Here is a 22637-nt window from a genome sequence, read left to right on the forward strand (position 1 = left end):
GTCATCCCTGAGCGGTGGCGGCGGCGTACTCGCGGCTCGCGGTGAGGACGTCGGTGAAGTAGCCGGGGACGCGGGCGGAGCCGACGACCAGGGCGCGGTCGAGCAGGGTGTTGCCGGTCTCGCAGCTCGTCTCGGGCAGCAGGGTGCAGGCGTGGCAGGCGGCCCGGTTGAGGTTGCCGAAGCCCTGGCCGGTGTGCTCGGCGCACAGCGGGTCGGCGGAACACCAGGCGGCCGCCTCCAGCATCCGGATGAGCGTCTCGGCGAAGTGCGGTGCCTCGCCCTGCCGGACGAGGCCGCCGAGGGTGCCCTCCGCGTCGCCGGCGGCCGTGTAGACGAGCAGTCCGTGCTGACCGTACTCGGGGCGGCCGTAGACGCGCTCGCGCAGGCTGGCGGTGGTGTAGCCGGAGTCGAAGGACAGCTGGCGGATGAGGAGGTGGGCGACGGTGTGCAGGAGCAGGAAGCGGGGGGAGAGTTCGCCGCCCACGGTCTCGGCGAGCTGTTCCGCGCGGAACGAGGCGTCGAGGTCGGCGCGGATGCCTCGGACGTGGGCCTGGACGCGGGGGTCGTTCTCCCAGGTGGTCAGGCGCTGCTCGTCGAGGGTGAGGACGATGCCCTCGCCGTACACCTCGGTCGCGGGCAGCCAGCGCAGACGGCCGCTGGTGTCGGCGGGGACGAGGGTGCCGTTCGGGGAGTGGCGGCGGAATCCGGTCAGCGCCCGCACCTCGCGCAGACGGTCGGCGAGGACGACTCCGCCGATGTGCGCGTCGAGGGTGGCCCAGGGCTCCTCCTTCTCCCCGTCCAGGCCGAGGCCGCCACGGCGGATCGCGAACTCCTTCGTGGGCTCGGGGAAGCGGGTGGCGTCAAAGGCGTACCACTCGTCGCGGCTCAGGTCGATCTTTCCGGACTTTCCGGGCTCCGGCCGGTCGGCAGGCGTCGGCGCCGGGGCACCCGTGGCCTCCGCGACGAGCTGGTCGATGAGGCTGTCCGGGGCGTCTGTGTCCTCCTTGATCATGCCGCGGAAGGTGTCGGCCCTGGGCGTGCCGAGTGCGGCGAGCAGGATCGGCCAGTACCCGTGCCCCAGGACGGCCTCGGCCATGTCCTGCTCAGCACGCGGGGCTTCGTCGGTCCGAGGGATGTCGAGGGCCGAGTAGACGACCGGGTAGTAGACGTTGCCGGCGGTGCGCTGCACGATGTGCGCCTGCTGGCCGCAGGAAGCCCTCGCGTCCCAGCGCTGCCAGGGGTTGCGGCCCGAGCAGTGCCCGCCCTGGGGGCCGAGGACGTCGAGCAGGTCGCGTTCGGCGCCGCAGGGCTTGCTGCCCTCCCTGGTCGCTCCGCAGCGCACCGAAAGCGCTTCAAGTCCCGAGGCGCGGTCGGCGACGTGGAAGCTGAGCCGCCGTGCCTTCCAGGCGTTCTTCGACTCCGAGCAGGATTCCCGCAGTTCGGGCGCGAGCTTGGAGTGGGCCCAATACCACCAGTCCACGTCGTCGAGGTGGCCGTCGGCGCAGATGCGGACGAACCGCATCGGGGTGAGGCGGGGTGCGGCGGCGCAGGACGTGCAGACGGGCGGCTCGCCCGGCTTCTCGTTCTCGCGCAGAAAGCGGACCATGGCCCGGCAGGAGCCGCAGAACAGCCAGCCGGGGAAGCGCACATGGGGGACGCCGGGGCGGTCGGCGTCGTCGTAGCGGTCGTTGAGGGTGTGCGGCGCGGCGTAGAAGCCCTGGACGCCGAGGCGCGCGGCGAGCCGTTCGGAGGAGACGGGGGTCTTCAGGTCCGGCCACCTCTCGATGCCGGCGGCGACGAAGGACTCGCCCTGGATGTCGAGCACCGCGCCCACACCGAACGGCAGCACGGTCTGCGCCTGGCGGACCCGGAGTTTGCGCTTCACTTTCCTGCTCCCGTCACGGTGATCTGGCACTCACGGTCCACGCTGCGCATGGAGTTGAGGGTGTCCCACAGGCCGTAGCGCTGCTCGAAGGCCTTGAGCAGGTTGTACTGGCCCTTCCCCTGGCCGCGGTAGTAAAGGTCCTTGCCCTCGGCCGCAGCCGTGCGGGCCTGCCGGTACCAGTCGTCCAGGAGGTAGCCGAGTTCCGTTCGTACGTCGGCGCGTACGGTGCCGGCGCCGGCTCCCGCGGAGCGGTGCTCGGCGGTCGCGGCACGCTCGGCGAGGGCGTCGGCGATCTGCCCCGCCGCTTCCTTGTGGTCGGTGATCCGCCCGGCCTGGTTCTCGGCGGCCAGGCCGAGCCGGTGGCGGACCAGGATGACGAGTGCGGCGTGCAGGGCGCGGCGACGAGCGGGCAGGGACCAGGGGGTGACGCTGGCGGGTTCGACGTAGCGGTACAGCGCCTGGTGGTAGTCGATGAACGTCTCGTAATGGGACCGGTCGCGCGGGCGCGTGGCGTTGAAGTAGGTGACGACGAGTCCGGGCACCTGGTGGCGGCCGACGCGGCTGGTGGCCTGGATGTACTCGGCGGTGGTCTTGGGCTGGCCCTGCATGAGCATGTACGCGAGCCGCTTCACGTCGACGCCGACGGACAGCATGTTGGTGCACGGCAGGAACGACACCGACCGGGGGTCCGTCCAGGGCTTTTCGAGGCGGTCGAGGAGGATGGGCTGGTCGGCGCGCTTCACGCTGCTGTCGAGTTGCTGTACCTGCTCGCCCGCCAGCTCGCGGGTGCCGGTGCCTTCGTCCAGTCCGCGGAGCTGGGCGGGGATGTCGTCGCCGGCGGCGGTGACGGTACGGCCGAGCTCGCGCAGGCTGTGGTGGTAGGCGACGAGCGTCCAGTAGTCGTCGCGGTGTTCCTCGGGAAGCTGGTGGACTCCCTGGAGCATGGCCGCCGTGGTGGCGACGGCGCCGCGGCCCGCGGTGTGGCCCTGCGCCATGACACCGAGGTAGAGGCGGCCGGGGCGGCCGGTGTCGGGGACGGCGAAGAAGCTGTCACGGGCGTCGAGTCCTGACGGCGGGAAGAGCTGGACGTCCTGGTGGTGCAGGGCGCGGACCTGTTCGGCGGAGCGCCGGATGGTGGCCGTGGCCGCGACGATCTTGGGCGGGCGGCCGTCCGGGCCGGTGCACAGCTCCAGGATGGCCGCCTCGTAGAGGCCGACCGTGGTGCCGAGCGGTCCGGTGAGCAGGTGCAGCTCGTCCTGGATGATCAGGGACGGGGGTCGATGACCGGTGCCCGCTCCGAAGAGGCGGCCGGAGTCGGGCTCCCACGCGAGCCGGGCGAACTTGTCGACGGTGCCCAGGACGAAGGTGGGCGGATCCTGGTAGAGGTGCTGGTCCACGACGGCGACGGGCAGGACGTCGTGGAAGGCGCACTGGTCACGGGTGCAGTAGAAGGCGAACTCGTCCGTCTCGGCGCGGACCCCGTAGTCGGAGCGGACGCTGGACCGGGTCGGCGGCAGGATGCGGGTGCCGCACCACGGGCAGCGGTCGAGGATGAAGACGTCCTCTGGGTGGCTGGCCGCGCGCTGCTCGTCGAAGGCGGTCTTGGCCGCCTGGAACTTGTTCGGTGTGGTGGAGTCGCCGACCCACAGGCCGATGGTGACGGGTTCGCCCCCGAGGCCGAGTCCGGGTTCCGTGCGGCGGAGGTGTTCCAGGGCGCAGATCGTGGTGGCGGCGCGCTGGAACTGCTGTGTGGTGAGCAGACTGAGGGTGTAGCGGCTGAGCACGGTGGTCCCGCCGCCTTCGCCTCGGATCCGGCGCAGGGCGATGGTGAAGGCGGCCAGGAGCAGATACGCCTCCGTCTTGCCACCACCGGTGGGGAACCAGATGAGGTCGGTGGTCTCGCGGTCGCGGTGTCCGGAGTCGGCGACGCCGTCGAGGGCGAGGAGGAAGAAGGCGAGCTGGAAGGGGCGCCAACCGGCCTGGGGATCGACGGGCGGATCGAGGGCCACGTCGTCGGAGCGGAGACGCCGCTGACCGGCCTGGTCGGGAGCGGAGTGCCGCATCTGCAGCAGCATGGCGCGCTGGGCGATACGGAAGGCGTCGAGCAGTTCGGGCCGGCCGGGGTCGCACAGGGTGCGCACGCCGGCCTCGATGCGGGTGACCGCCGTGCGGATGCGTCCGAGGATCCGCTCTGCGGCTTCCCGGCCCCAAGGCGGCACTTCGACGGATCGCTGGCCCACATACCAGGCGTGGTACGAGGCAGCGAACTCGGCGAGTTCCTCGCGGAGCTGGTCCCTGTCGACGGCCGGGTCGGCGAGATGGGAGAGGGTGAGCGCGGGGGCGTCCAGCGGGCCTCCGGCCCGGATGGCGGGCACCTCGGCGCGCGGCAGCACCTCGCAGGCGAGGCGTTCGACTCGGCCGTCCTCGCCGCGCTCCTCGCGGACGGCGCAGCCGTGGCCGACGGCATGGGTGATGACGTGCCGGTACTGAAGGCGCAGTTCACGTTCCTCAGGGTCCCTGCTGGCGAGACGGACGCTGGGATACGGCAGCACGGAGCCGTCGACGGGGCGGACGGTGAGTCCGCACTGGAACAGCATGTCGTCCCAGTCCGGCGCCTTGTCATCGGCACCGTCGTGGTGCCTTTCGTTGACCAGGGCCACGGTGATGAGGGTCCCCGCCCCGTAGGAGCGGCGGGTCACCTGGATCTTCGCGTGCCCGTTGAAGACGGGCACCTCCTCCCGGTCGGGGCCGATCGTGTGCGTCTCGGGTGTGAGGGGGACGCGCTTCCAGCGTCGCCCGCGCCCGGGTTCGTTCCGCTGCGTCTCGTAGCGGGCGGCGGCGCAGCTCGCCTCGACGTCCACGGCATCGGTGTAGAAGCTGATGCCGAGGGACGCGGGCAGCCAGCTGTTGGTCTCGGGCACGGGATCCGGGGCCGGGTTCACGTCGGGGGCGTCCTGCTCTGCGCCGGGTGCCTCGGGCTCGTCTGCGGCGAGGTCGAGCCGGCGCTGACGATCCGCCTGTTGCGGGTAGAGCGTGCCCATGAGGTACTGCCGGTCCGGCGGGGCGTCGAGCACCTCGTCGTCACCGCCGGCGGGGCCGACGAGCTGGCGGGTGAGGTAGTCGACCAGCTCCTGGCGGGGATCCATGCGCGGGTTCCTTCGGTTCAGGTGGGAGGGGCCGTGTCAGAGGTGTGACGGGATCAGCCCGTGGCGGACCAGCTGGCCGCGGAACTTGGCCTTGGCCTTGGATTCGATCTGGCGGATGCGCTCGCGGGTGACGCCGAAGACGACACCGATGTCCTCCAGCGTGTCCGGCTCATCGCCGTCGAGTCCGGTGCGCCGGACGAGGACGTGCCGCTCGCGCTCGGTGAGGTGCCCCAGGACATGCCGCAGGCGCTCCTGAAGCTCCTTGCGGAGCAGCACGACCGGAGGTCCGGGCAGCCGGCTCGGGCCGATGATCAGGTCACCGAGGGCCGCGTCCTCGCCGATGATCCGGTCCAGGGAGTCGGTGGGCCGGCTGATCCGGCGTACCTCCTCCACTTCGGCGAAGGTGAGGCCGGTCGCGTAGGCCACGTTGGCCACGGTCCTGGGGCGGCTCTCGCTCAGCAGCTTGCGCTCGGCCGCGGCGACCTTGCCGACTCTCTCGTGGATGTACACAGGCAGCCGGATCATGGTGCCCTCGTCGGCAATGGCCCGGGTCATGGCCTGCTTGATCCACCACGTCGCATAAGTCGACAGCTTGAAGCCCTTGGTGGCGTCGAACTTGCGGACCGCGCGCATCAGTCCGAGGGTTCCGTGCTGGACGAGGTCCTCGATGTCCAGTCCGTGCCCCTGACAACCGCGTGCGATCTTCCACACGAGCCGCTGGTTGTGCAGGACGAGGCACTCGTAGGCACGCCACCGCTCGCCGTCCCGGGGCAGCGCTTTGATCTCGTCCGCCGGAACGTCGCGGCCGAGGCGGTCGGCGCCGTCGCGCAGGAGCACGGCGAGGCCGACTTCCTCGTCCGCCGTGAGCAATGCCCTGCCCAGGTTCCGGCGCCAGCGGTCGTCTTCCAGCACGGCCCTGGCCACGCGGACGGCATCCGAGAGTCCGTCGTCCGTGGCGGAATCGGCGGAGCGAGCGGCGCGCCTCTTGCCCGTCCGTGGCTCAGGGGACACCGGGGTGGACGCGAGTGGCGCGGGGCTGCCGGCCTGCCCACCGGTCCGCGCCTGGGCGGTCGGCCGGGGCGCACCGGGTCGGGTGATCGGGAAGTCCGCAGTCAGCTCACGCGCCTCGGCGGGGCTGAGCCCGTGGAGCCGCACGACGCCGTCGTGAGCCAGCTTGCCGACCTTGCCGTCGCTGTCGGCGTAGCGGGCCAGCATTCGCCGGGCCTGGGCCAGGCGTGCGGCCGCTTCGCTGGGGACGGGAGCGGGTTCGGGGGCCTTCCGCTGCGCCTCGGGCGGCAGCACGGGCCCCGAGGCTTGCGGGCCCGACACGGCGGCGAGCTCCGCGGCGGCGGTCCGGCACCGTTTCCGGCTCACGGGCTTCACGTGCAGGCCGACAGCGGCAAGCCCGTTGCGCAGCCTTCGCTGCTGCTCGTCGCTCGTGAGCCCCAGCCGGTTCGCTTCCAGAGCGAAGGCTCGATGACTCACGGAGCCCGAACGAGACGCGGAACGCCTGAGCCTCTCAATGACCGACGGCAGCTCCGCCTCGATAGTGCGCCGTCTGGCCTCGGCCGTCGGCTCCCCACCCATAGTGCCCCCCACTTGAGCGTTCGAGCACCCGGCCTTCCGGCGAAGAGTCGGTCGGGCACAACCAGCACTCTAGAGCGAGCACGTTTACATCGTCAACAGATTCACCAGGTACGTTTACCTTTAGATTCAGAGTCATTTGACGGCGTCAACAGGTAGGGTGAGGCACCGTTGGCGCAGGCTTCGCACTCCCGGAAGGTCACCCGTGTCCCAGCCCGAACTCCTGCCCGGTACCCCTGAGTTCCGCATCAGACTGCCCAAGGACGGCGGTGAGGCGCGCGGGCATCTGCTCGCCGAGTTCGGTGGCAACGGCACCCACAAGTTCCTCCTGCGGGAGGGCTCCATGGTGGCTGCCGAGGCATGGCCCGGGCTCGGGGACCACGCTCGTCGCAACCGCGCGGACCTGCGTGCGAGCGGGGCCCTCGTCGACGCTCCCTACGATCCCGATCTGCCGCGGGCGGCACTGCGTTGGGTGACGACCCGAAACATCGAGTGCAACTCCTCCTCGGCCGCCGCCGCGCTCGTGTACGGCTATGACGCCTCCGGCCCCGAGTCGTGGCGCACCGCGCAGGGCCACCCGCTCGCCGACTACCTGTCCACCGGCTGGCGCCCCCCGCGCAAGGCGTGGCTGGTGCGCGGCTCCAATGTCTCCGGCCACAACCTGGTGCGCCGGCTGTGGCTGAAGGAGGGCTTCGTCTCTCTCGCGGCCGCACATCTGCCGCCCCTGGAGGAGACCGATCCGACCAAGAGCACGCTGCGCCGGTTCGTGGAGGAGGGGTACGAGGGTGCGGCCTCGTACAACCAGAAGCGTGGTCTCGTCGACGAACTGCACGCCTTCCTGACGCAGATGCGCGTCGGCGACACCGTCGCCACCATCGGCGACGGGTGGCTGCACATCGGGCGGATCACGGGGGAAGCCGTGCAGACCTCGTCGCCGGGCGGGTTGTCCAATCTGCGAAGGACCGTCGACTGGCTGCCGCGGAGCCATGCGTACGAGGAACTGCCGGAGGAAGTGCAGCAGAAGCTGTCCGTCCAGCACGACGTCGTCGACCTGACCGGTGTGCTCGAAGCGCTCGACGAACTCACCGCACAGCAGGAGCGCACGGCCACGGCGGCACCCGGTGAGGACCTCCCCGTGGAACGCCCGGCGCCGCGGGAGCTGTCGCTGCCGCACATCACCGAGGCGCTCGCCGCAGACCTCCTCGTCCATGACCGTGCCTGGCTGGAAGAGACGCGTGAACTCCTCGTCGACGAGCGGCAGATCGTTCTGTACGGCCCACCGGGCACGGGCAAGACCTATCTGGCGATGAAGCTGGCCGAGTACTTCGGTGGCGGTCCGGAGCAAGTCAAGATCGTGCAGTTCCATCCCTCGTACGCCTACGAGGACTTCTTCGAGGGGTTCCGGCCCGTGGAGGACCCCGAGACGAGGGAGGTGGCCTTCCGGCTGACGGCGGGCCCGCTCCGGGAACTCGCCGATCTCGCCTCGCGTGAAGGCAACCGGCACATCCCGCACTTCCTGATCATCGACGAGATCAACCGCGCAAACCTGGCGAAGGTCTTCGGCGAGCTGTACTTCCTCCTGGAGTACCGGACGAAGTCGGTCCGTCTCACCTATTCCGGGGACGACTTCGCGCTTCCGCCCAACCTCTTCGTGATCGGCACGATGAACACCGCCGACCGGTCGATCGCCCTGGTGGACGCGGCGATGCGCCGCCGTTTCGCCTTCGTGGAGCTGTCCCCGCGCACCGAGCCGACCGCCGGCCTCCTCGCCCGCTGGCTGCGGCGTGAGGGCAGGGACCTGGAGCCCGCCCGCCTCCTCGACGCCCTCAACGCCCGTATCGCTGACGCCGACTTCGCCATCGGACCGTCGTACCTGATGAAACCGGGCGTGTACCGCGACGGCGGCCTCGAACGGGTCTGGCGCACGAAAATCCTGCCACTGCTGGAGGAACACCACTACGGCGAGGGCCTCGACGTCGACGCCCGCTACGGCCTCGGCTCACTGCGCGGACAGCTCCCGTGACGGTGTCCGCGCCCGAGGTGTGGCTGCGCGAGCACGGGCCGGCCCTCTCCGTCCGGCTGAGTGCCGAGGGCGGGCGGGCGCTGGCCGCCTCGGGCATCCTGCAGAGCGCGACCCCCGACCCCGGCCGGAGCGGGCACTGGCTGCTGCGTGCGGGCAGCCGGGTGGGCGCCGTACGCGTGCCCGGCGGTCCGGTCATACGGATCACGCCCAAGACACCGGTGAGTCGGCTGTTCTTCCTCCTCGGGTTCAGCCTTGACCCGGTCGGCGCCTGGCGTGACGGCGCGGAGGGCACCATCGAAACCGGCGCGTACGACGACATCGTCCCCGCGCTCGCGCACGCCGTGGAGCGGCAGATCGACCGAGCACTCCGGCTGGGGGTCCTCCAGGGCTACCGGGAGGTGGAGGAGTCCGCGCTCGTGATGCGCGGCAGGCTGCGTGAGGCCGAGCAGACCCGGCGGCACTTCGGCCGTACCCCGCCCGTGGAGATCGTCTACGACGCGTACACCGCCGACACCGCCGAGAATCGCATCCTGCGCGCCGCTGCCGAGCGGTTGCTGCGGCTGCCGGACGTCCCCGGGACTGTCCGGCGCCGTCTCGCTCATCAGCGCGTCCGTCTGGCCGACGCTCAGCCGTTGATACGGGGGCAGGAACTGCCACGTTGGCAGCCGTCACGCCTCACCTCCCGTTACCGGCCCGCGCTGCGGCTCGCCGAGGCCGTGCTGCGCGGCACCTCGCCGGAACACCGGCCGGCCGGGGCCGACGCGCTCGCCGTGGACGGCTTCCTCCTCGACATGAACAAGCTGTTCGAGGACTTCGTCACGGTGGCGCTGCGCGAGGCCCTTCTGGAGCACGGCCTGACCGCGCGCCTCCAGGACGCCCATCACCTCGACACCGCGGGTCTTGTACGGATGCGTCCCGACCTCGTCGTCCGCACCGGCGACGACCGCACCCCGCTCGCCGTCGTCGACGCCAAATACAAAGTGGAGAAGGCCGACGGGCTCCTCAACGCCGACCTCTACCAGGCCCTCACTTACGCCACCGTGCTCGGTCTGCGCGAGGCACACCTGGTGTACGCGGCTGGGCGACAGCCCGAGCGCTTCCACGAAGTGCGAGGAACGGCGGGACAGGACGGGCGGGGAGTGCGGCTCTACCAGCACAGCCTCGATCTCTCCCGCGAACCAGGACAACTCCTCGCTGCCATCCGGAAGATCGCCGGGCGGCTGGCCGGGGACCTCCCACATTCGTGATCACGGAACATCGTCCGACGGAAAGGAAGGGACCTCATGCCCCGGCTCGCCTTCGCCCAGAGCTTCTGGGACGGCTACGACACCCTGGAGAAACCGGTCCGAGCCGGAGTACGCAAGGCCATGGCGAAGTTCCAGGCCATGAGCGTCGCCGAACTCAACGCGGACAAGGGGTTGCACCTGGAGTCCGTGGAGAACGCCCGTGACCCGCGGATGCGCACCATTCGCATCACCGGCTTCTGGCGCGGTGTCGTCCTCGCCCCCGACGACGGCAGCGATATGTTCCTGCTGGTCAACGTCCTGCCGCATGATGACGCCTACACCTGGGCGGCGAAGCGTCTGTACAGCGCGAACTCCGCCACGCGGGCCCTGGAAGTGCGCAACGCCGTCGCTCTGGACGAGCTGACGCCGCTGTACGAGACGGCCGCACGCACCGCTCCCCGGCTGCTGTTCGCGGATGTCTCCGACGGCACGCTGCGCGAGCTCGGTATCGACGACCAGGTGCTGCGCGCCGCGCGTTCCCTGGTGGACAAGGCCCAGTTGGAGGCGTTTTCCACGCTCCTGCCGGAGGACCAGCTGGAAGTGCTCCAGTACCTCGCCGAGGGGTTCAGCCCGGAGGAGGTCTACCGGGACGTCGTGGCCGTCCGCCGCCCCGCCGACGCGCCCGCCGAACCGGTCGAGGACTTGGCCACGGTGATCGCCAACACGCCCGCGCGCATCCGGCTGGTCACCGGACCCCAGGAGCTGGAGGAGATCCTGGAGAAGCCCTTCGCCGCCTGGAGGGTCTTCCTCCACCCCTCCCAGCGCCGTGTCGCCTACCGCGCCTCGTACGGCGGTCCCGTCCAGGTCACCGGCGGCCCCGGCACGGGCAAGACGGTGGCCGCCCTGCACCGGGTCAAGCACCTGCTCTGCCGCTCCGAGGACCGTCGCGTCCTGCTCACCACCTACACGAACGCGCTCGCCGCCGGACTGCGTGACATGCTCGGCCTGCTCCTCGACGAGGACGAGAAGCTGCTGGCGCGGGTGGACGTGACAACGGTCGACGCCTTCGCCAACGGCATCGTGCGCGCCGACTCGGCTGTCGCGCCGAAACCGATCGGGGACCGGGAACAGCGGCAGTTGTGGGAAAAGGCGGTCAAGCAGCTCGACCTGCCGTTCACCGCCCAGTTCCTGGCCCAGGAGTACCGGCACGTCATCCTCGGCCAGAACCTCCGCGGTCTTGACGCCTACCTCGGCGCGAGCCGCCGCGGGCGGGGCACCGGTCTCGGTCCCACACGCCGCCGGGAGGTGTGGAGAGGCGTGGAGCGGTTCGAGCAGTTCCTGCGGGACCGCCGTGAGACCACGCACCTGCGCGTCTGCGCCCGCGCGGCGGAACTCCTCGCCGGCCGGCCGGCCCCGTACGCCCATGTCGTCGTCGACGAGGCACAGGACCTGCATCCGGCGCAGTGGCGTGTGCTGCGCGCCGCCGTCTCCCCCGGGCCCGACGACCTGTTCGTCACCGGCGACCCGCATCAGCGGATCTACGACTCCCGGGTGTCGCTCGGCTCGCTGGGCATCACCACGAGTGGCCGCAGTTTCCGGCTGCGCGTCAACTACCGCTCCACTGAGGAGATCCTCGCCTGGTCCACCCGCCTCCTCGCACCCGTCACCGTCGACGCGCTCGAGGGCGAGGGGACGGACTCGCTGTCCGGGTACCGTTCCCTCCTCCACGGCCGCCGGCCACAGGTACAGGGGTACACCACCCAGAAGGCGGAGACCGAGGCTCTGGTGGAACGGGTCCGAGCGCTGCTCGACGAGGGACTCGCCCCCCACGAGATCGGCGTGTGCGCACGCTTCAACCTCTCCCTGGACGCGGCGGAGGAGAAGCTGGCCGCCGCCGGCATCCCGGTGCTACGGGTCAGAGGTCAGGTCGCCCAGGGGACCGAGGGCGTGCGGCTGGCGACGATGCACGCGATGAAGGGGCTGGAATTCCGCGCGGTGTCCGTGCTCGGTGCCGCCGAGGGCACCGTCCCGTTCGCCCGTGAGATCACCCCGCGTGAGGCGGACCCCCTCCAGCACGAGGCCGATCTGCTCCGGGAGCGCTGTCTGCTCTTCGTCGCCTGCACGCGTGCTCGCGAAGCTCTGAGCGTGACGTGGAGCGGGACGGCGAGCCCGTTCCTTCCGCACACCGCCTGATCGGCCACCCGCCCGGTCCTCATTCCTCCGGTGCCAGGGCGCCCGTCGCGAGACCGTCACGGGCGACCTCGGCGAGCTGCCGGCTCAGCTCGTCGACCTTGCGCATTCCCTCCTCGAACGCGGACAGGGCGCGGAACGCGGAGCCGTACCGGCGCTGGTCGGCGATGCCCATACGGGGGATGCGTGCCCCCCGGCCGTCGAAGCGGTAGGTCCCGCTCGCGCTCGTCGACCTGCGAACGTTGGCGGAGCTGCGCAGGAATCCTTGCAGATAGTCCGTGTCGAGCTGCTCGCTGGCCGAGACCGGCTCCTGACCGTCGTAGGCCACGAGCCCGGCTCGGGCCAGATCCGCGACGCTGGTGGTGGCGGCGTCCAGCGAGCCCGGCCCGCCACCCGCGGCGAGCTCGGGCAGGAGGGCGGCCAGGCGACGGATCCGGTCCTCGAGTTCCTTGCGCAGGGCGGCGTACTCACCGGGGTAGTCGCGGTGCCGGTGAAGGAGATGGCTTCCGGGTGTCAGATCGACCGTATCGTCCAGGAGTTCGATCAGCGGGACGTCGGCAACCTGGTCAGGGCGTGGTTCCAGATCAGCGTCCGGGCTGTTGTCCGTCAGGTCGACCATGCGCACGGTGTGGTTCGTGTCCGCGCCTGCCGTGCTCTCGGGACGCTGAAGACACCACAGATGGACAGGCAGAGCGTGCGAGGTCGCCGTACCAGGCGGCAAGGCGACGACTTGGCGCAGGATGCCCCGGCGTACAAGCTCCGCCCGGATGCGGCGACCTGCCTTGCGGTAGGCGACCGAGGCCGGCATGACCATCAGGACGTGGCCGCCGGGCACGGTGTGCGCGTAGGCATGCTGCAGCCATGCGAGCTCGCCTTCGGCTTTGGACGGGGTGCCGAGGTCCCAACGGGAGTCGAGCAGCAGCTCCTCCCGCCCCCACTCGGTCACGCCGGCCGGAGGATCACAGACGACGAGATCAGCCTTGAGGTCCTGCCATTCATCCGCGCGCAATGAGTCACCTGCCACGATGCGCACGCCTGATCGGCCCAGCAGGTCTGCGCGGAGCTGTGCGAAGCGGGCGCTGTCGGTATCCATCTCCTGTCCGCGGCACCGCGTGCCGGCTTCGGAGGCGACGGACAGGAGCAGCACCCCGATTCCGCAAGCGGGATCGAAGACGGTGGCGTCGGACGTCAGTTCGGGAGCGAAGTGGCACACGGCACGCACCACCCGCTCAGGCGTTACCTGGTCGGAGCCGGCGCGCCGAGCGGAGTCCATGAACCGTTCGGTCAGGCCGTTCACGAGGTCGGCGGGGGATTCGGTCTGCACGAGCCGCTGCACACGGGTGGCGATGTCGTCCGGCACTCCGGTTCCGGCTTCTCCGGTCAGCACCGCGGCCACCTGCGCCAGGCCCACGATCATCTGCTCCCCGTACACAGCCCGCATGGCCTGCCACAACTCGACCTCGGGTGAGACCTCCTGGCCTTTGCGTTGCTTTTCCAGCCATTCCTGGACCTCCGCGAGCGCGTAGAGCGGACTGTTCGCGGCACCTGCCGCCGGCACGGGGAAGTCGTCGTAGCGCCGGCGCCAGTTGGAGACAGCAGCTCGGGTGACTCCGGCCAACCGAGCGATCTCGGCGCCGGTGACCAGTGGTCCGACCGGTGAAGCGGCAGTGTCCGTCATAGCCCCAGCGTACACGGACGGTTACATTGTTTCCAGAATAGACTCCGTTGACGACGTACACATGCATTTGTCATTATCTTCCGTATACCCAGAGGCCATCCACTGCCCGGTACCGGCCCCCGGCTCGCCGCGGGCGGCGAGGGCGACCGGGAGGTCGGGCCGGGACTCGGCGAACTCGGTGGCGGTCTCGATGCCGGCCAGTCCCTCACCGACGACCAGCACGGTGCCGCCCCCGCCCAGGCCGGCGAGGTGACCGGCCGCTCGCGCGGACGCAGCGCCGCGGAGCGGCCGGTCACCTCGCAGGCGTGCTCGGCCACGCCGGGACGCCATGGTGGGCTGCCGCACCCCGGTACCGGCGAACATGCCGGCGAGCTTGCGGAACGCGAGGTTCTGGCCGGTCGCGAGCTGGTGGAGGCCATCCCCTCGACGAGTCGGGCTCGGCGTTGACGACGGTGATCTCGGTGTCGGCCGGGGAAAGCAGGCGGGCCGGGTTCCCGGCGGCGAAGGCCCCGGCACAGCCGGCGCCGAGTACGACGATGCGGTGCTTCATGGCGTGCTCCTTTGTCGTTCGCGTGCTCCTTGAACGAGACGGCGCCCCGATTGCCGACAGGAGCCGGGGCTGACGCGGGTCACCGGACCGGAGCGTGCGGCTGAGCCTCCGGCAGGCGCTCCGGCCTGTCTCGCGGCGCTCCGGAGGATGGGGGGGAACCGGGGCCGCCGCCGTTCGGGTGAGGCGTGGCGGGGGCCGCACCGCGCGGAAACCAAGGAATACGGAGCCGTCGGCGGTTCTGGGCGCGGCGAATGGATCGATGCGAAGTGGCAGCCTGCTGTCCGCCTCGCCAAACTGAAACCGATGGTTCCTGATCAGGGACCGTCCGGCCGGCCATTGGCGATCCATACGTCCTCAGGAGATGTAATGGTGGAGCAGTCCGAGGTCCCCATATCCCGGCCCGACGAACCTGCCGTCACCCTGAGCGACACCGGGTACGGCAGGGTGCAGACCGAGCGGAAACTCGCGGAAACACTGGCCGAGGTCACCGGCTCCGACCATGTCCCGGCCGAAAGTCACTTCTTCAACGACCTCGGCGCGAATTCCCTGGTGATGGCCCAGTTCTGCGCGCGCCTGCGGAAAAACCCGGATCTCCCCTCGCCGTCCATGCGGGACATCTACCGGCATCCCACGATTCGGAGCCTGACGGCGGCCCTCGTACAGACCGCTGCCGCCGATGCGGCCACGCCCTCGCCGGAGCCCACGGCGTCCCCCGCTCCGGTGACGCGCGCGAGCTGCGCCCACCATCTGCTGTGCGGGGCGGCCCAGCTGCTGATCTTCCTGGTGTATTCCCTCGTCTGGGGATTCGGCACCGCCCGCGGGTACGAGTGGATCGCCGCCGGTTCCGGGTTCGTCACCATCTACGTGCGGTCGGTGCTGTTCGGCGGCATCGGTTTCATCGCCCTGTGCACATTTCCGGTCATCGCGAAATGGCTGCTCGTCGGCCGCTGGAAACCGGGCGAGTTCCCCATCTGGGGGGCGGCGTATCTGCGCTTCTGGTTCGTGAAGGTGCTGCTGCACGCGAATCCGATGGTGTTCTTCGTCGGGACCCCGCTGTACGTGCTGTATCTGCGGGCCCTGGGCGCGCGGATCGGCAAGGGCGTCACGATCCTCTCCCGCTCCGTCCCGGTCTGCACCGACCTGCTGACGATCGGTGCCGGGACGGTGATCCGCAAGGAGTCGTTCTTCCTCTGCTACCGGGCCCACGCGGGCCGGATCCAGACCGGCCGGGTCACACTGGGCCGGGACGTGTACGTCGGCGAGAAGACCGTCCTGGACATCGGCACCTCGCTGGGCGACGGCGCACAGCTGGGCCATGCCTCCTCGCTGCACAGCGGCCAGGCGGTGCCGGACGGCGAGCGCTGGCACGGCTCCCCGGCGGAGCCCGCCCAGGTCGACTACCTGCGGGTCGCGCCGGCCAGGTGCGGCACCGTGCGCCGGGCCTGGTTCGGTGGGCTCACGCTGCTGCAGACGCTCTTCCTGTACCTGCCGCTCACCCTCGGCGGCGTGTACATGGTCTTCACCGAGGTCCCGGCGATCGGCGAGCGACTCGATCCGCAGACGGCGGTGCTGACCCGGCCGGAGCTGATTCCGGACGCGCTCGGTGTCTCGCTGGCCCTGTTCTCCGGCTTCCTCGTCCTGGGCCTCGCCGCCCTGTACACCGTTCCGCGTCTGCTGGGTCTGTTCGTCAAACCCGACCGGGTGTATCCGCTGTACGGATTCCACTACACGCTGCACCGGGCGGCGGCGCGCATGACGAACCTCAGGTTCTTCGCCTGGCTTTTCGGCGACAGTTCGTACATCGTGCATTATCTGCGCGGGCTCGGCTACGACCTGTCACGGGTGGAGCAGACCGGATCCAATTTCGGCACCGAGATGCAGCACGAGACCCCGTTCCTGGTCACGGTCGGCAGCGGAACGATGGTCGCCGACGGACTCTCCGTCATCAACGCCGATTATTCCAGTACGTCCTTCCGGGTGTCCCGGGTGTCGATCGGGCCACGCAATTTCCTCGGCAACAACATCGCCTATCCCGTGGGCGGCAGGACGGGCGAGAACTGCCTTCTCGCCACCAAGGTGATGATTCCCCTCGACGGTGAGGTACGGGAAGGCGTGGGGCTGCTCGGCTCGCCGTGTTTCGAGATTCCCCGCTCGGTGGACCGGGACGCCCGGTTCGACCATCTCCGGAAAGGCGACGAACTGCGCCGCCATCTCGCCGCGAAGAACCGCTACAACCTGCGCACGATGGCCCTGATGCTGTGCGTGCGCTGGCTCCACGTCTTCGCGCTCACCCTGTTCGGACTCGTCTCCGTGGACCTGTACGGCGTGGTCGGGCACGTGGTGATCGCCCTGTATCTGGCCGTGACGCTCGCCTTCTCCACCGCGTATTACATTTTCGTGGAGCGCTGCCTGACGTCGTTCCGTGGACTCACCCCCCAATTGTGTTCCATCTACCACCCGATTTTCTGGTGGCACGAGCGCGTGTGGAAAATGCCGACCGAGTATCTCAATGTCTTCAACGGCACTCCTTTCAAGACCCTGGTCTGGCGGCTGCTGGGGGTGCGCATCGGCCGCCGGGTGTTCGACGACGGCTGCTACATCACCGAACGCACCCTGGCCACCATCGGTGACGACTGCACCCTCAACGCCGGGAGCAAGATCCAGTGCCACTCCCAGGAGGACGGCACGTTCAAGTCCGACGGCACCACGCTCGGCGTCGGCTGCACGCTGGGCGTCGGCGCCCATGTGCACTACGGCGTGACCATGGGCGACGGCTCGGTGCTGGCACCCGATTCCTTCCTCATGAAAGGCGAGGAAGTCCCCCCGAACGCGCAGTGGGGCGGCAACCCGGCCGTGGACATGCACGGGGCCGGCAGCCGGCCCGGCGGCACGGGCCGGGCCCTGGAAGCGACCGACGCCCCCGCGTCCGTCACGAGGTGAGGAAGGCCATTCGATGGGAACGCGCGTGGAAGCGGACCGGGAGTTCTGGAGCCGTGTGCTGACCGCGGGCGGCGGCACCGCCGTGCCGCGGTGGGTCCGGGAGCCGGTTCCGGGAGCGTCGGAGCAGGAGACGCCGGTACCGGACGACGTGGTGACCTCGGTGCGCGCACTGGTGCGGCGGTCGGGACTGCCGCTGAGCGCGCTGCTGCTGGCGGCGCACGCCAAGGTGCTGGCCGCGCTGTCCGGCGAGCGGGAGGTGGTGACGGGGTACGCCGCCGGAGTGCGCGGCGAGCCGCTGCCGTGCCGCCTGACCGTGCCCCCGGGCTCCTGGCGGGCGCTGGTGTCGGCCGCCGAGCGCGCCGAGGCGGAAGTGCTGGCGCACCGGGAGTTCCCAGTGGCCGGGCTGCGGCGGGAGCTGGGGGTGAGCGAGCCGTCGTACGAGGTCGTGTTCGGCCCCATGGGCGCCGAGGAGGACCATGCCGACGACGGTGTCCTGCAGGTGCGCTGGTGCGACCGGGGCGGCCGGCTGAAGCTGCGCCTGCGGTACCGCACGGACGTGCTGGACGCGGAGAGCGCGGACCGTGTCGGCGGCTACCACCTGAAGGCGCTGCGGCTGCTGGCGGCCGATCCGGACGCCGACCACGCCCAGCAGAGTCTGCTGTCGGCCGTGGAGGTGCGGGAGCAGCTGGAAGGGCTGGCGGGGCCGTTCCGGGCGCTGCCGGACGCACGCGCGCACGAACTGTTCGAGCAGCGGGTGCGGGCGCATCCGCAGGCGGTGGCCGCGGTGCACGGCGAGCGGGAGTGGACGTACGGGGAGCTGAACGCGCGGGCCAACCGGCTCGCGCGGGCGCTGCTGGCCCGCGGGCTGGGCCGGGAGGACGTGGTCGCCGTCGTCACCGAACGGAACCTGGACTGGCTGGCGGCGACGCTGGCGGTGTTCAAGGCGGGCGGGGCGTATCTGCCGATCGAGCCGCACTTCCCGGCGGGCCGTGTCGCGGCGACGCTGTCGCGGGCGGGGTGCCGGCTGGTCCTCACCGAGTCCGGGAGCACCGAGACCCTGGACCAGGCGCTGGCCACCGTACCGGGCGCCGAGAAGCTGCTGGTGGAGACGGCGTACGCGGAACCGCACGCCGACGACGACCTGGGGGTGCGGGTCGACCCCGGTCAGCTGGCCTACATCTTCTTCACCTCCGGCTCCACCGGCGAGCCGAAGGGCGCGATGTGCGAGCACGCGGGCCTGCTCAACCACCTGTACGCCAAGATCGACGACCTGGGGATCGGTGAGGGGTCCGTGGTGGCGCAGACCGCCCCGCAGTGCTTCGACATCTCCCTGTGGCAGCTGGTGTCCGCGCTGCTGGTCGGCGGGCGGACCCTGCTGATCGGCCAGGACGTGGTCGTGGACGTGGAGCGGTTCGTCGACACGCTGGTGCGGGGCCGGGTCGCCGTGACCCAGCTCGTGCCCTCCTACCTGGAGGTCGTGGTCTCGTACCTGGAACAGCACCCGCGGGCGTTGCCGGACCTGCGGTGGGTGTCGGTGACGGGTGAGGCGCTGAAACGGGAGCTGGTGCAGCGCTGGTTCGCGCTCCAGCCGGAGATCAGGCTGCTCAACGCCTACGGACTGACGGAGACCTCGGACGACACCAACCACGAGGTCCTGGCCGGCGTACCCGACCGCGTGCTGCTGGGGCGCGCGGTCAACAACGTGCGCGTGTACGTCGTGGACGAGCAGCTGGCGCTGGTGCCGCTGGGCGCTCCCGGGCTGATCGCGTTCTCCGGGATCTGTGTGGGCCGGGGGTACGTCAACGATCCCGAGCGGACCCGGGAGGCCTACCGGACGGACCCGTACCGGCCCGGGGAGCGGCTCTACCTGGGCGGTGACTGGGGGCGCTGGCACCCCGGCGGCAAGCTGGAGTTCCTCGGCCGCCGGGACAGCCAGGTCAAGATCCGTGGCTTCCGGATCGAGATCGGCGAGATCGAGAACACCCTGCTGCGGGTGGACGGGGTACGGGACGGTGCGGTGGTCGTCGTCGAGCGGGGCGGCGGGAACACGCAGCTGATCGCCTTCCACACCGGCCGGCGTCACCAGCCGGACGTGCTGCGCGAGGCGCTCGCGGCGGCACTGCCCGCCTACATGGTCCCGGCGGCCTTCCACTGGCGGGAGAGCCTGCCGCTGACCGGCAACGGCAAGATCGACCGGAAGGCCCTGACCGCGGAGGCCGCGCGGACGGGCACCGGACCGGACGCGGCGGACAGCGCGGACCGGGACGCGCTCAGCCCGACCGAGCGGCGGCTGGCAGCGGCCTGGGCCGAGCTGCTGGGCGTGCCCGAGCACCGGATCGGCCGGACGGACCACTTCTTCGACTCGGGCGGCACGTCCCTGTCGGCCGTCAAGCTCAGCATCGCGCTCGACCGCGCGGTCTCCCTGCGGGACATCACCCGGCACCCCGTGCTCGCCGATCTGGCCGCCCTCCTCGACGGCGCCGCCCGGCAGCGCCCGGAGCTGCTCCAGCCCCTGTCGGAGGCGGACGGCGCCCCGGAGTGCGCGCTGGTCTGCTTCCCGTACGCGGGCGGCAACGCGGTGAACTACCGGCCGATGGCGGCGGCGCTGGCGGGCAGCGGTCCGGCGGTCCTCGCGGTGGACCTGCCCGGTCACGACCTGGCGGCGCACCGGGAGCCGTTCGCGTCGATCGCGGACGTCGCCGCACAGGTCGCCGACGAGATCACGGCGCGCGGCCTGACCCGGGTCATGCTGTGGGGGCACTCGTCGGGCGCCGCGCCGGCCCTGGAGACGGCCAGGACGCTCCAGGAGCGCGGTGTGCGGGTCACGCGGGTGTTCCTCGGGGCGCAGCTGCTCGGCACCGCCGAGGAGCGCGGTGCCGCCGTCGCCGAGCTGACGAGCCTGAGCGACGCGGAGATCGCTGCGCGGCTGACCGCGGACAGCGGCTACACCGAACTCGCCGAACTGAACGCGCGGCACGCCGAGCACATCGGTGCCGCCTACCGGCACGACTGCGTGTCCGCCCACCGCTACTTCCAGGCGGTCCTTCAAGCCCCGCCGCCGGTGAAGCTGTCCGCGCCGGTCTCGGTGGTGGTCGCCGCCGACGACCCGCACACCGCCGGCCACGCCGACCACCACCGTGACTGGCTGCTCCTGGCCGAGCACGTGGATCTGCACGAACTGGCCGACGGGGGCCACTACTTCCTCCGCACCCGTCCGGCCGAGGCCGCGCAGGCCGTCCTGAGCGCGGCCGTCCCCCTGGCCTCCACCTGACCCGTACGTCCACGCGACGGGCGACCGAAAGGAAACCGAGATGCCGTCCTCATCCCTGGCAGCACCGCTCGACGTGGAGCTGCGGCCGGACAGACCCGCGCTGCTGCGCGTGGACCGGCCCGCCGACGCCGCGAGCTGGGCGGCCGAACACCGCGAGGCGTTGCGGGCACAGGTCACCGAGCACGGGGCGCTGCTCGTCCGCGGGCTCGGACTGAAGGACGCGGACCAGGTCGGTGCCGTCTTCGCCCGGCTGGCCGGCACGCTCATGCCGGAGCGGGAGGCCTTCGCCCCCCGGCAGGACCACGGCCGGGGGCTGTACTCCTCCACGCCCTGGCCGGCCAACCAGCCGATGTGCATGCACCACGAGCTGAGTTACCCGCTGGAGGTGCCCGGCCTGCTGCTGTTCGCCTGTCTGACCGCGCCCGAGCAGGGCGGGGCGACCGCGGTCGCCGACGCCGGGCAGGTCCTCGACGCCCTGCCCGCCGCGCTGACGGAGCGGTTCGAGCAGGAGGGCTGGCTGCTGACCCGTACGTACAACGAGGAGATCGGGGCGTCCCTGGCCGAGTCGTTCGGCACCGACGACCGCGCGGAGATCGAGCGCTACTGCCGGGCCAACGCCATCGAGTTCCACTGGCAGGACGACGGGTCCCTGCGCACCGAGCAGCGCCGCTGCGCCGTCGTACGGCACCCGGTCACCGGCAGGCGGTGCTGGTTCAACCAGATCGCCTTCCTCAACGAGTGGACGCTGGCCCCGGAGGTGCGCGAGTACCTGGTGGACGAGTACGGCGCCGACAGCCTGCCGTTCAACACCCGGTACGGCGACGGCAGCCCGATCGGCGAGGACGTCGTCCAGCTCCTGAACGCCACCTACGAGGAGCACACCCGGCGCGAACCCTGGCAGGCCGGCGACCTGATGCTCGTGGACAACATCGGCACCGCGCACAGCCGGGAGGCGTTCACCGGCGAGCGGCAGGTGCTGGTCGCCATGGCCGAGCCGCGCCGCCTGTCCGACGCCTGCCCGACGGGGGAGGCGAGCCGTCGATGACCGACATGCTGTCGACCGCCGCCGAACCGGACACGCCCCACCCCGGACCGGCGCCCACCTTCGCGGTGATCTCCGGCAAGCAGGTGGAGCAGGCCCTCGGCGGGCGCGAGAAGGAGCTGGTGGACCTGGTGGAGGCCACCTACCGGCTGCACGGCGCCGGGGACTCGGTCAACCCGCCCTCGTACTTCCTGCGCTTCCCCGACCGTCCGACCGCCCGGATCATCGCGCTGCCCGCCTCCATCGGCGGCACCACGCGGGTGGACGGCCTGAAGTGGATCTCCAGCTTCCCCGACAACGTGCGGACCGGGCTGCCCCGGGCCTCCGCGGTCCTGATCCTCAACGACCACGACACCGGCTACCCGTTCGCGTGCCTGGAGAGTTCCGTCATCAGCGCCACCCGGACCGCGGCCTCCGCCGCGCTGGCGGCCGACTGGCTCAGCCGCACCCGGAGCCGCCCCCGCCGCGTCGGGTTCTTCGGCACCGGCCTGATCGCCCGGTACATCCACACGTTCCTGGCCGGATCCGGCTGGACCTTCGACGCCGTCGGCGTGCACGACGTGTCCCCCGACAGCACCGCCGGCTTCTGCGGCTATCTGCGGCAGGCCGGCGCCACCGGTCAGGTCACCGTCCACGACAGCGCCGAGGGCCTCGTCCGCTCCAGCGACCTCGTGGTCTTCGCCACCGTCGCCGGCCGGCCCCATGTCACGGCCCCGGGCTGGTTCACCCACAACCCCCTGGTGCTGCACGTGTCGCTGCGCGACCTCGCGCCCGAGATCCTGCTCGCCTCGGCCAACTTCGTGGACGACGTGGAGCACTGTCTGAAGGCGGACACCTCCCCGCACCTGGCCGAGCAGCACACCGGGAACCGCGACTTCCTCAACGGGACCCTCTACGACGTGCTGCAGGGACGGGCCGCGCCGCCCGACGACCAGCCGGTCATCTTCTCGCCCTTCGGCCTCGGCGTCCTCGACCTGGCCGTCGGCAAGTACGTCTACGACCAAGTGGCCCGGGCGGGAGAACTCCGCCTCGTCGACGACTTCTTCCACGATCTGCGCCGGTACGGCTGAGGCCGTTGCCCTCAGCCCTGGGACCAGGAGGC

Annotated in this window: 11 protein-coding genes and 1 pseudogene; 7 read left to right on the forward strand and 5 right to left on the reverse strand. The window is 71.0% G+C overall.

All coding sequences use genetic code 11. The annotated features are described in order from the left end of the window. Position 1 precedes the first annotated feature (1 nt). Genes AB0L21_RS11625 through AB0L21_RS11635 form a run of 3 tightly spaced genes read right to left on the reverse strand, consistent with a single transcriptional unit; the run spans position 2 to position 6516 of the window. Positions 2-1885, reverse strand: a complete 1884-nt coding sequence (locus AB0L21_RS11625; protein ID WP_365783567.1) for a DUF1998 domain-containing protein — start codon at positions 1883-1885, stop codon at positions 2-4. Next, the gene (locus tag AB0L21_RS11630; protein WP_365783569.1) at positions 1882-5031 is read right to left on the reverse strand and encodes a helicase-related protein; all 3150 of its coding nucleotides are present in this window, start codon (positions 5029-5031) and stop codon (positions 1882-1884) included. Before AB0L21_RS11630 ends, AB0L21_RS11625 begins: the two co-directional genes overlap by 4 nt. A gap of 36 nt (positions 5032-5067) precedes the next feature. Then, positions 5068-6516 (reverse strand): sigma-70 family RNA polymerase sigma factor, encoded by a 1449-nt coding sequence (locus tag AB0L21_RS11635; protein ID WP_365783571.1) that lies wholly within the window; start codon positions 6514-6516, stop codon positions 5068-5070. A gap of 304 nt (positions 6517-6820) precedes the next feature. On the opposite strand from AB0L21_RS11635, the gene AB0L21_RS11640 reads away from it, so the two are divergent. The 3 genes from AB0L21_RS11640 to AB0L21_RS11650 are packed head-to-tail and all read left to right on the forward strand — an operon-like array spanning position 6821 to position 12057. Continuing rightward, positions 6821-8638, forward strand: coding sequence for an AAA family ATPase (locus AB0L21_RS11640; protein ID WP_365783573.1), 1818 nt, complete (start codon positions 6821-6823; stop codon positions 8636-8638). Then, positions 8635-9885, forward strand: coding sequence for a restriction endonuclease (locus tag AB0L21_RS11645; RefSeq protein WP_365701271.1), 1251 nt, complete (start codon positions 8635-8637; stop codon positions 9883-9885). Before AB0L21_RS11640 ends, AB0L21_RS11645 begins: the two co-directional genes overlap by 4 nt. 36 nt (positions 9886-9921) lie before the next feature. Continuing rightward, the gene (locus tag AB0L21_RS11650) at positions 9922-12057 is read left to right on the forward strand and encodes a UvrD-helicase domain-containing protein (protein WP_365783575.1); all 2136 of its coding nucleotides are present in this window, start codon (positions 9922-9924) and stop codon (positions 12055-12057) included. Positions 12058-12076: 19 nt separating this feature from the next. Here the strand turns inward: AB0L21_RS11650 and AB0L21_RS11655 are convergent, their stop codons facing one another. Continuing rightward, on the reverse strand, positions 12077-13732 hold the full coding sequence (locus AB0L21_RS11655; protein WP_365783577.1) for an N-6 DNA methylase: 1656 nt from the start codon (positions 13730-13732) through the stop codon (positions 12077-12079). A 114-nt stretch (positions 13733-13846) separates the two neighbouring features. Then, positions 13847-14282, reverse strand: a pseudogene (locus tag AB0L21_RS11660) (oxidoreductase); the annotation flags it as partial. A 366-nt stretch (positions 14283-14648) separates the two neighbouring features. On the opposite strand from AB0L21_RS11660, the gene AB0L21_RS11665 reads away from it, so the two are divergent. The 4 genes from AB0L21_RS11665 to sbnB are packed head-to-tail and all read left to right on the forward strand — an operon-like array spanning position 14649 to position 22605. Beyond that, positions 14649-17222, forward strand: a complete 2574-nt coding sequence (locus AB0L21_RS11665) for a Pls/PosA family non-ribosomal peptide synthetase (RefSeq protein ID WP_365783579.1) — start codon at positions 14649-14651, stop codon at positions 17220-17222. 13 nt (positions 17223-17235) lie between these two features. Next, entirely contained in the window at positions 17236-20493 is a 3258-nt protein-coding gene (locus AB0L21_RS11670; RefSeq protein WP_365783581.1) for an amino acid adenylation domain-containing protein, read from the forward strand. A 40-nt stretch (positions 20494-20533) separates the two neighbouring features. Continuing rightward, entirely contained in the window at positions 20534-21538 is a 1005-nt protein-coding gene (locus AB0L21_RS11675) for a TauD/TfdA family dioxygenase (protein WP_365701261.1), read from the forward strand. Further along, positions 21535-22605: a 2,3-diaminopropionate biosynthesis protein SbnB gene (sbnB, locus tag AB0L21_RS11680; protein WP_365701259.1), complete on the forward strand. Its 1071-nt coding sequence runs from the start codon at positions 21535-21537 to the stop codon at positions 22603-22605. Before AB0L21_RS11675 ends, sbnB begins: the two co-directional genes overlap by 4 nt. Positions 22606-22637 lie beyond the last annotated feature (32 nt).

Origin of the sequence: Streptomyces sp. NPDC052721, from assembly GCF_040678315.1 — a bacterium.
Classification (GTDB): domain Bacteria; phylum Actinomycetota; class Actinomycetes; order Streptomycetales; family Streptomycetaceae; genus Streptomyces.